Below are 9,333 nucleotides of genomic sequence, written 5' to 3'. Positions count from 1 at the left end.
GCCGGCGGCCGATCCGGAGTCGGTGATCTGCGAGTCGCGGCGAGCACACACCGGGTGAGGAGCCGGGCGGGATCTCCTACGGTCTCGCCGTACAGGGCGTTGAACCGCTCCGGCGTGCCGTCGGACGTGGCCTGGCGGGACAACACCGTGCCGTGACCCCAGCGCCATCGACAATGCCTTCGACCACGGCGGATCCGGCCAGGCAACCTGCGCCGCGTTCATGGTGGTGGCACTCGACGAAGAGCCCGGAACCCGCGCAGGGTTATTCACGCCTGAAGAGTGGGCCGAGCCGGAGCGGTTCTACAAGGCCCTCGAACGCGTCGGCACCCCGCGCGAGGAGATCTTCGAAGTCGCGCACTCTTCTATGTCGTGATGAACGCCCTGACCACCTTGTTCCTGCTCCATTTCGCGTGGCGGCTGTGGCTCATCGGTGAGCGCGGGAACGCGATCGCGGTAGCGGCCGTCTCGGCCGAGGCAGCCGCGATCGCCGGGACGTGCGACTTCTACCGCATACCCGGCGACGACGAGCACCACACGATCTTCTACATCCTGGCCCTCACCACATGGGCCTCCCAGATGGTCGTGTACTACTTCGGCTATCGCGCGCTGCAAAACAGCAATGACCGAATTGCAGCTGGTCGAGCACCAGGGTCCTCGGTCGTGAGTTCGTCGGCAGTGTTCGACTTGATGCCGTCGCCGAGGCCACCTGGTTGAAGGACCTCGAACGCGAAAATTCCACCCTGAAAGGGCTTCTCGCCGAAGCTGAGCTGGAGAAGGCAGTCCTGAAGAAGATCGCCAAGGAAAAGGTCGGTCCATCGCAGGTTTGTGATGGACCGACCTCCTTCATGCCCACATTCTGGCGAGGCTCGGGGGTGTTCAGTTCCCGACGGAACGCGCCTGGCGCCCGTCCAGCAGGTCCTCGGCCAATGCCCTCAGGCGGATGGCCGGTCCGCCGGTGGGGTAGATCCCGCCGACCGCGAAGGCGCCGACGATGGCGAGGTGGAGCTGATCGGCGAGCCGATCGCCGTCCGGGACGCCGAGGCGTGTTGTCAGCGCGCGGAGCCGTCGCGCGAGTTCGTGTTCGTGCTCCGCGCACCGTTGCCGGATTTGCTCCGATTGCGCATTGCTGAATTCCGCGGCTGTGTTGACGAAAGCGCAGCCGCGGTAGCCCTCTCGCGTCGCGACGTCCTGGATCCAGGCGAGCTGGGCATCGAGTTCGGCCCGTGCGTCGGCGTGGCGCGACGCGGTCTGGTCCCAGCGGGCCCAGAACCGGTCGTCGCGCTGCTGCAGCACCGCGAGAACGAGGTCGTCCTTGGTGGGGAACCAGCGATACAGGCTCGCCTTCGCCATCCCTGCCCGTCGCACCACCTCATCGACACCGATGGCACGTACACCGTTGTCGTAGAAGAGGTCGGTCGCGATGCCGACAAGCTTGTCGCGCACCGCGATTCCGCGTAGCTGCTTGGGCTTTTCGGTCACGCCGGATCCGTTGCGCTCACCGTGATCGCGGCCTTGCCGAAGCCACGCCGGTCCTTGACCCACTGCTGGGCATCGGCGGCCTGGGTGAGATCGAACTCGGCGCCGACGACGACGCGGACCGCGCCCGAATCGACCAGCTCCGCGATGGCCGCGAGGGCCGTGGGATCGGGTTCCACCAGGCAGGAGGCCGCGTGGATACCTCGCTCCGCCGCGGCGGCCTGGTATCCCTTGACCGACCATGCGGTCGCCAAGGCGATCGCGCCTCCGGGCGTCACGCGGTCGAACAGCGAAGCGCCGAAATCGAATCCGACCAGATCGATCGCCGCGTCGACCTTCCCGATCGCCGTGACAGCGTCCGGGTCGGTGTAGTCCACGCAGGTGTGCGCGCCCAATTCGTACAGTGCGGCATGGTGATCGGGACGCACCAGGGCGGTCACCGTGGCGCCGCGCGCGACCGCCAGCTGCACCGCGAGGTGACCCACGCCGCCCGAGGCGCCACTGATCAGAACGTGCTGGCCGGCGCGTGCCCCGACCGCGTCGAGCATCTGCCAGGCCGTCAGCGCGGCCATCGGCAAGCACGCCGCCTCCGCGAAGGAAGCCGACTTCGGCATCGGCACCAGGTGATACGCGGGCACCGTCATGTATTCGGCATACGTGCCCGCGGGATAGGGGAACCAGGCCAGACCGTAGAGGCGGTCGCCCACGGCATAGCGGGTCACTCCGTAGCCCACCGCATCCACCACACCGGCGACGTCCCACCCGGGGATGCAGGGCAGCCGCATGGACTGCTCATAGCCGGAATTGTTGCCGGTGTGCATGTCGATCGGATTCACGCTGGTCGCCCGCACCGCGATACGGACTTCACCCGCGGCGGGTTCGGGCCGTTCGACGTCGCCGATCTCCAGTGGCGATCCCCAGTTCTCGTGCCGAGCCGCGCGCATGGTGGTGGTGCTCGGCCGGCGAGCGCCGACGATCATGACGCCCGCACCAGGGCGCTCGCGTCGACACCGCACTGACGGGCGACCCCGGCGACGTCGAAGTGGAAGCTCTCCCAGCTCACCCGGCCGTCCCGGAAGCGGAACAGAATGAAGACCGGCACCGAGACCCGATTGCCGTTCGGCACTGCGCCATTGAAGGTGAACGCCGGAGTGAAGGCGATCTGGCCCCAGCAGCACAGCGTCTCGTCATCGAGCCCGTGGCCGTCCAGCCGGACCTCGTAGTCGGGCGCGAACGCGAACCACCCCCTGATCGCGCCCTCGACCTCGGTTCCGGCGTAATGGGATTCGAGCGACGGCGATTCGAGTACGGCATCCGGGTGGTACACGGCCATCGTGGCCGCCACGTCCTGTCGGCTTTTCGCCGCTGCCAATCGTTCGACGATCTGGACGGCTTCCCGCACGTCCAGCGCCTGCGTAACCATGTTCGACTCGCCTCCATCGGGCCAAAATCGAGACTGATCTGTCTCGATTTCAAGATAGCGGCGGGGCCGCGTACGAGTCAAGACTGGCGTGCGTCGAGCGGCCGTGGACTTCGCATGCCGACCAACGCGCCCGGATTCGTTGGTTCCCAACGCCTCTCGCCGACTCGAGCGGGCACCCACGACAAAGGCCGCAGGTTCCTGATCTGCGGCCTTTGTCATTTCACGCCGCTAGACCGGCGCGCTGGAGGTGAGTTTCGCTCGGCGCAGGGCGCGTAGTTCGTCCGCGCGGGGGTCGGCCACCTCATGGGATTCCGGTGCGTCGAAGACGCGAACGGTGCGGGTGGTGGTGTCGAAGCGGGACCAGCCCGGGTCGCCGTGGGTGGCGAAGCGCACCCAGGCGCGATGCACCTCGCCCCGTCGGACTTCGGCTCGGCGGCGGCTCGTCCAGGCCCACCCCGGACTGGATTCGGCTGCTGGTACAGCACCAGCCGATCTCGGTCACCATCGATGCCATCCGCGCGCTCGCCGAGGGCGGTCGCCGGCCAGGCCGTTGCTGGTGAGGCTGGTGTGGTCGCTGGGGGCACTGCGCGGGTTCGCGGTTCCGGCCGCGGTGGGCAACGATCCGCCGATCGGGCATACCCGTGGTTACGATCGGGGGGGTCGGAGCCCAACTCGTCGAAGCAAATGAGCGGGCATGGTCGAACGGGAAAGTAACGGTACGCAGCCTGACCTGCGGATAGCGGTCGCCGAGGAACTCGCCGCGGCCGGGTTGGACGATGCCCTGGAGATCGGGCGGGGTGGTTTCGGGGTCGTCTACCGGTGTCACGAGCATTCGCTGGATCGGCTGGTCGCGGTGAAGGTGCTCGATGCGCGGTCGAGTGGGGATGAGCGGGAGCGGTTTCTCCGGGAACAGCGGGCGCTGGGCCGGTTCGGCGGGCATCCGCACATCGTTCAGGTGCTGTCCGCCGATGTCACGGTCACGGGGCGGCCGTATCTGGTCATGCCCTTCTATGCGCTCGGGTCGCTGCAATCGCGGATTCGGGAGCGGGGGCCGCTGCCGTGGCAGGAGGTGCTGTCGGTCGGGGTGAAGATCGCCGGTGCGCTGGCGGCCGCGCACGGGCACGGGATGGTGCATCGCGATGTGAATCCGGCCAATATCCTGCAATCCGACTATGGCGAGCCGTTGCTGAGCGATTTCGGAATCGCCCGCATCAGTGGGGCTTTCGAGACCCGGTCCGGACTCATCGCCGGGACACCGGCATTCACCGCGCCCGAGGTGCTGCGGGGAGCCGAACCTGCCGAGGCCGCCGATATCTACGGCCTGGGCGCCACCCTGTTCTGCCTGCTCACCGGGCACGCCGCCTTCGAACGCCGCGAGGGCGAGTCGATGGTCGCGCAATTCGTGCGGATCACCTCCGAGCCGGTGCCCGACCTGCGCAGCAGTGAGGTACCGGCAGCGCTGTGCTCGGCGCTGGAATCCGCTATGGCACAGGATCCTTCGGACCGGCCCGAGACCGCGAGGGAGTTCGGTGACCGGCTGCGCAATATCGAATTCGCCTCCGGGCTCGTGGTCGACTCGATGGCGCTGCCGGCCGACGCCGGAGCCCGGACGGTCACACCGCCTGTTCCCGTCCCGCCGCCGCGTTCGAGCCCGGCGCCGGCACCGACGCCGTCCACCCGGTACCGTCCGCCGAGCGCGCCGCGGCAGCCGGTACTGCGCGGGCGCCTGCTCGACCGGCTGCGGGAGGGGCAGGGCCGGCGGCTGGTGCTGATCCACGGACCCGTCGGATTCGGGAAGAGCACGCTGGCCGCGGAATGGGTGGATGTGCTTGCCGCCGATGGCGTTCGAGCGGCCTGGCTCAGTGTGGACGACGATGACGACAATGTCGTCTGGTTCCTGACCCATGTGGTGGAGGCGATCCGCTACGCCCATCCGGGTGTGGCCGCGGATCTGGAGCAGCTGCTGGAGGAGCATGCCAGTGATGCCGCGCGGCACGTCATGACCACCCTCATCGACGAGATCCATAACAGCGGCCAGAACGTGGCGCTCGTGATCGACGACTGGCATCGGGTGACCAGCGCCGCGACCGTGGCCGCGATGGAATTCCTGCTCGATCACGGCTGTCATCACCTGCGGGTGATCGTCACCAGCCGCCACCGTACCGGACTTCCGCTGGGGCGCATGCGGGTTCGCGACGAGCTCACCGAGATCGACGAGTCCGCACTGCGATTCGACGACGCGGAGACCGCCGCGTTCTTCGCCGACACCAGCGGGCTGACCCTCGGCGCGGCGGAGGTCGAGCGACTGCGCGAATCCACCGAAGGGTGGGCGGCGGCACTGCAACTGGCCTCGATGTCGCTGCGCGGCCGCGACGATCCGGGCGCGTACATCGATCAGATCTCGGGACGGCACTACGCCATCGGGGAGTACCTGATGGAGAACGTCGTCGACACCCTCGAACCCGAGCTGCTCGAATTCGTCATGCGGACATCGGTTCCGACGCGCATCAACGGTGAGCTCGCCGAGGTGTTGACGGGTGTGAGCAACGGCCAGGACATGCTCGAACAGGTGCGGCAGCGAGATCTGTTCCTGCGCAGCATCGACGACGATCTGCGCTGGTTCCGCTACCATGCGCTGTTCGCCGACTTCCTGCGCGAGCGGCTGATCCGGCAGTATCCGGGACTGCTCGAGGAACTGCACCTCACCGCCGCGCAGTGGTTCGAGGCCCACGACCTGCTCACCGAGGCCGTCTATCACCTGCTCGCCGCGGACGAACCGCAGCGGGCCTGCCGGCTGGTCGCCCAGCACGCCGGGCAATTGATAGAGCAGTCGCGCATGGGGACGCTGCTCGGGCTGGCGGCCAAACTGCCGGGCTCGCTCACCGCGTCGAATCCGCAGCTGCAGCTGAACATCGCGTGGGCGAACGTCGCCATACAGCGCCCGGGCGCCGCGGAGACCGCCTTGGCACGCGCTGAGACAGCGCTCGCCGCGGCCCGCGACCGCGACGGCGAATCCGCCGACCTCGAGCTCGAGATGAAGCTGGTGCGTATCAGCCTGGCGCTCGCGACCGACCAGACGACGGTACTGCCGCCGGAGCTCGCTCAGGCACGGGATTCAGTGCGGCCCTTCATGGCCCACGGACTGGCAGTGGGGGCGATGATCTCAGCGCTGTATCGCTTCGACTTCGCCGAGGTGCACAGCTGGTATCGCTGGATCGAACCGTACCGCGACCGGGCGCGTGGACCGTTCGGCCCGGTGTACTGCGACTGCGTCGACGGGAGCGCCGCCTCCGAACAGCTCGATGCCGGTACCGCCGAGGCCCGGTTCCGCACCGCGCTCGGTCAGGCGCTGCAGACGGGCAGGCAATCGCAGGCCACCCGGCTCGCGAGCGCGCTGCTCGGCGAATTGCTGTACGAGAAAGGCCAATTCACCGAGGCCGAGGAACTGCTCGCGGGCGGGCTCGGCGTCGAGGGCGGGGCGGTCGAGTTCCAGATGGCGGGCTACGGCACCGCCGCCCGCCTGGCCGCGGTGCGCGGCGATATCGACGCCATGAACGAGCGATTGGACGAGGGAACCAAGCTCGCGGCGAACATGAACCTGCCGCGGCTGGCAGCCCGCATGATCAACGAACGCATCCGGCTGGGTCTGCCGATCACCGACACCGACCGCCGCGACCTCGAAAACCTCGAGCCGTATATCGCCCATCCCGATGCTCCCACCGCGGTGGCCGCGGAACTGGCCCACGACTCGGCCATCCGGCTACTCCTCGGCAAGGGCACCCCGGCAGCGGCCGAACGGGCATGCCGCCAAGCGCAGCGCCTCGTCGACGTGATCTCCACCCAGAACCGCCCGCGCGCGCTCACCAATGCCGAACTCCTGTACGGCTGCTGCCTGTCGGCCGCCGGCCGGACCGCGGACGCCGCGAAGTTCCTCGAGCCGACCCTGACCCGGTGCGCCGAACAAGGCCTGGTGCGCCTGGCCGTCGACACCGGCCCGCAGCTGCAACCGGTAATCGAAATCCTGTACAGCGCAACGACATCAGCCCAGAATCTGATTCGAGCATTCCTCCGTCACGTGCTCACCGAGTTCGAAGATGTACCGCTCCACCGCAACAACTCACCTGAAAACGGCTGACACGGCACAAGGCCGGCTTCGCCCGGGACTCGCAGGTTCGCGCCCGCCGGCTCGGCGTTGCGGTCGGAAATCCGGGTGGGTTCGGAGTTCGGCGGCTCCGGTGCGGTCGGCGTCCAGCTCTCGACCGCTCGTCCGTGCGTGCGCTTTCGAGGCTTGGCACGCCGAGGAGGAGGGGATGGCAGCGGAATCGTGCGAATTTGTGGCAACCTTGCCGGGGCTTCAGCGAAGGCTGGGATTGCGGATCGAGGAGCGGTGCATGGCGAAGATGAGTAGACGGAAGCGGTCTCGGCTCATTACCCAGGGGGTGATCAGTTCCGGGAAGGCACCGCGGGTGCTGGATGCGCAGGGGGCGAAGGCGGAGTCCGTCGTTTCGGAGGCTGCAGGGTCAGCCGTTTCGGAGCCGATGGCGGTGGCGGCGGTTGCCGAGATTGGTGCCGCGGCGACGGGCGGAGCGCCGGATATCACAGCGCTGGCCGAGCGGGTGAAGGCGCGGCGGCGGGAGAACGGGTGGACACAGGCTGAAGTCGCCAAGAAGGGCGGGCCGTCGGCCGGGGTGATCAGTCAGATTGAGCGGTGCCTGGTCGAGTCGCCCGCGGGGGATGTGCTGGACAAGCTGGATGCGGCGCTCGAGTGGCCGGCGGGGACGGCGGACGGCATTCTGCGCGGGGCGTTGGCCGAACTGGTGGGTGCCGGAAAGTAGTTGCGGCAGTAGGCCCCGATCGGATCGTCGATCGGGGCCTTGCCGTATCGATCGGGGCCTTGCCCCGTATTTACGTGTGGGCAGCGCCGTCGATGCGGATCTCGGTGCCGCTGATGAAGCGGCCGTCGTCGGAGACCAGCATGGCGATGACGCCGGCCACGTTCTCGGGGCCGGCCAGTTCGGCCGGATTGTCCTGGGGCAGAATGGCGATCAGGCGGCCGAACAGCGACCAGTCGGCGTCCTGGGGGAGGTAGCCGGGGGTGGCGTCGGTGATGCCGGACTTGATGCCGCCGGGGGCGACGCTCACCGCGCGCAGGCCCTGCTTGCCGTATTCGAGGGCCAGGACATGGGTCAGGGTCTGGATGCCGCCCTTGCTGGCGGAATACGCGGCCATGTACGGGTGGGCGAAGTTCGCCGAGGTCGAACTGAAGTTGACGACCGTGCTGCGCGGGTTGGCGAGCAGGGCGGGCAGGGCCTCACGGATCACCAGGAAGGTGCCGGTGAGGTTGACATTGATGATCTGGTTCCACAGATCCAGCGATGTCTCGTGGGTGTGGGCCGCGCGCAGCATCCCCGCCGCGTTCACCACCGCGTCCAGTCCGCCGAGGGCGTCGATGGCGGTGCGCACGCCCGCGACCACCTCGGACTCCACGCCGATATTCATCTCGACGGTGGCCAGCCGCGCGGCGGTGCCCGCCTCGGCGGCCTGCTTGCGGGTCAGGGCGAGGCCCTCGGCACTGACGTCGGCGCCGGCGACGACCGCGCCTTCGGACAGCAGACGGAGGACGGTGGCCTGGCCGATACCGGATCCGGCGCCGGTCACCAGAATGCGGCGCTGCTCGAGACGGTTCATGGATCACTTCCTGATCGGTGGAACTAGTTTCTGACACGATATGCCGAAAATGGCACGCCACGCCATCAAACGTTTTCGACCTCGGTACAGTTCCCGGGTGACGAGCGAGCGAAACCGTGCCGGACGCCCGGCGCTCAGCGAGACCCGACGGGCGGCCACACGCCGGGAAGTGGCGCTGGTGGCCGCCCGGCTCTTCATCGAAAACGGTTATGCCGCAACGACCGTGGACGAGATCGCGGCGGCCGCGGGGATGGGGCTGCGCACGTTCTACCGGTACTTCGCCGGGAAGGAGGACGTCGTCGCGCCGCTGCTCGCCATCGGAACCCAGGCCTGGGCCGACGAACTCGCCGCCTGCCCGCCAGAACTGTCGCTCCGGGAGGCCCTGAGCCGCTCGTATCGCATCGCCACGGTCGGCACGCTCGCGATCGAGGGCATCGCCGAGAGCCGCCTGCGCCCATTGGTCCGGGCCGCGACTCAACTGCCCGCCCTGCGCGCGACCTGGCTGCGCGTCCAATACGACTGCGAAACCCAGCTCATCCCGATCATCGCCGCCCGCACCGGCCGCCCCGCCGACGACCTGGACGTCGCGCTCGCCGCCGCCATGGCCAATACCGCCGTCCGTCTGGCGACCGAACTCTGGGCGGCGGGGGAGGCGTCCGGCTCCGCCGCCGACGTCGTCGACACCTGCCTCGCCCGCCTCGCCGCCAACAGCTTGCTCTAGCACCCGCCGCCGAATCCCGCCGCGC

At 68.5% G+C, this 9,333-nt stretch carries 10 protein-coding genes; 5 read left to right on the top strand and 5 right to left on the bottom strand.

Translation table 11 applies throughout. From position 1 onward, the window contains the following. Window positions 1–220 precede the first annotated feature (220 nt). Complete coding sequence (locus tag AB0L60_RS35535; protein WP_364623526.1) at window positions 221–373, top strand: hypothetical protein; 153 nt, start codon at window positions 221–223, stop codon at window positions 371–373. Next, window positions 373–714, top strand: a complete 342-nt coding sequence (locus AB0L60_RS35530) for a hypothetical protein (RefSeq protein ID WP_364623523.1) — start codon at window positions 373–375, stop codon at window positions 712–714. The genes AB0L60_RS35535 and AB0L60_RS35530 overlap by 1 nt, the downstream gene beginning before the upstream one ends. A gap of 162 nt (window positions 715–876) precedes the next feature. Here the strand turns inward: AB0L60_RS35530 and AB0L60_RS35525 are convergent, their stop codons facing one another. From AB0L60_RS35525 to AB0L60_RS35510, 4 genes are all read right to left on the bottom strand, one after another. Further along, the gene (locus AB0L60_RS35525; protein ID WP_364623520.1) at window positions 877–1,479 is read right to left on the bottom strand and encodes a TetR/AcrR family transcriptional regulator; all 603 of its coding nucleotides are present in this window, start codon (window positions 1,477–1,479) and stop codon (window positions 877–879) included. Further along, the gene (locus AB0L60_RS35520; RefSeq protein ID WP_364623517.1) at window positions 1,476–2,456 is read right to left on the bottom strand and encodes an NADP-dependent oxidoreductase; all 981 of its coding nucleotides are present in this window, start codon (window positions 2,454–2,456) and stop codon (window positions 1,476–1,478) included. The genes AB0L60_RS35525 and AB0L60_RS35520 overlap by 4 nt, the downstream gene beginning before the upstream one ends. After that, the gene (locus AB0L60_RS35515; protein ID WP_364623513.1) at window positions 2,453–2,899 is read right to left on the bottom strand and encodes a nuclear transport factor 2 family protein; all 447 of its coding nucleotides are present in this window, start codon (window positions 2,897–2,899) and stop codon (window positions 2,453–2,455) included. Before AB0L60_RS35515 ends, AB0L60_RS35520 begins: the two co-directional genes overlap by 4 nt. Window positions 2,900–3,127: 228 nt before the next feature. After that, the gene (locus AB0L60_RS35510; RefSeq protein WP_364623510.1) at window positions 3,128–3,292 is read right to left on the bottom strand and encodes a hypothetical protein; all 165 of its coding nucleotides are present in this window, start codon (window positions 3,290–3,292) and stop codon (window positions 3,128–3,130) included. Window positions 3,293–3,593: 301 nt separating this feature from the next. Here AB0L60_RS35510 and AB0L60_RS35505 point away from each other — a divergent pair, with 301 nt between their 5' ends. Together AB0L60_RS35505 and AB0L60_RS35500 are read left to right on the top strand one after the other, a co-directional pair. Next, the gene (locus AB0L60_RS35505; protein ID WP_364623507.1) at window positions 3,594–7,034 is read left to right on the top strand and encodes a protein kinase; all 3,441 of its coding nucleotides are present in this window, start codon (window positions 3,594–3,596) and stop codon (window positions 7,032–7,034) included. Window positions 7,035–7,209: 175 nt separating this feature from the next. Then, on the top strand, window positions 7,210–7,734 hold the full coding sequence (locus AB0L60_RS35500; protein WP_364623504.1) for a helix-turn-helix domain-containing protein: 525 nt from the start codon (window positions 7,210–7,212) through the stop codon (window positions 7,732–7,734). Between the two features lie 70 nt (window positions 7,735–7,804). On the opposite strand, the gene AB0L60_RS35495 is transcribed toward AB0L60_RS35500, so the two are convergent. After that, entirely contained in the window at window positions 7,805–8,587 is a 783-nt protein-coding gene (locus AB0L60_RS35495) for an SDR family oxidoreductase (RefSeq protein ID WP_364623501.1), read from the bottom strand. A 97-nt stretch (window positions 8,588–8,684) separates the two neighbouring features. Here AB0L60_RS35495 and AB0L60_RS35490 point away from each other — a divergent pair, with 97 nt between their 5' ends. Then, on the top strand, window positions 8,685–9,308 hold the full coding sequence (locus AB0L60_RS35490; protein ID WP_364623498.1) for a TetR family transcriptional regulator: 624 nt from the start codon (window positions 8,685–8,687) through the stop codon (window positions 9,306–9,308). The last annotated feature ends 25 nt before the right edge of the window (window positions 9,309–9,333 follow it).

The sequence above is a fragment of the Nocardia sp. NPDC051981 genome (assembly GCF_040680715.1).
Taxonomy (GTDB): domain Bacteria; phylum Actinomycetota; class Actinomycetes; order Mycobacteriales; family Mycobacteriaceae; genus Nocardia.
Note: the sequence above shows the minus strand (reverse complement) of the source record. Positions and strands in the feature narration are given on the sequence as shown.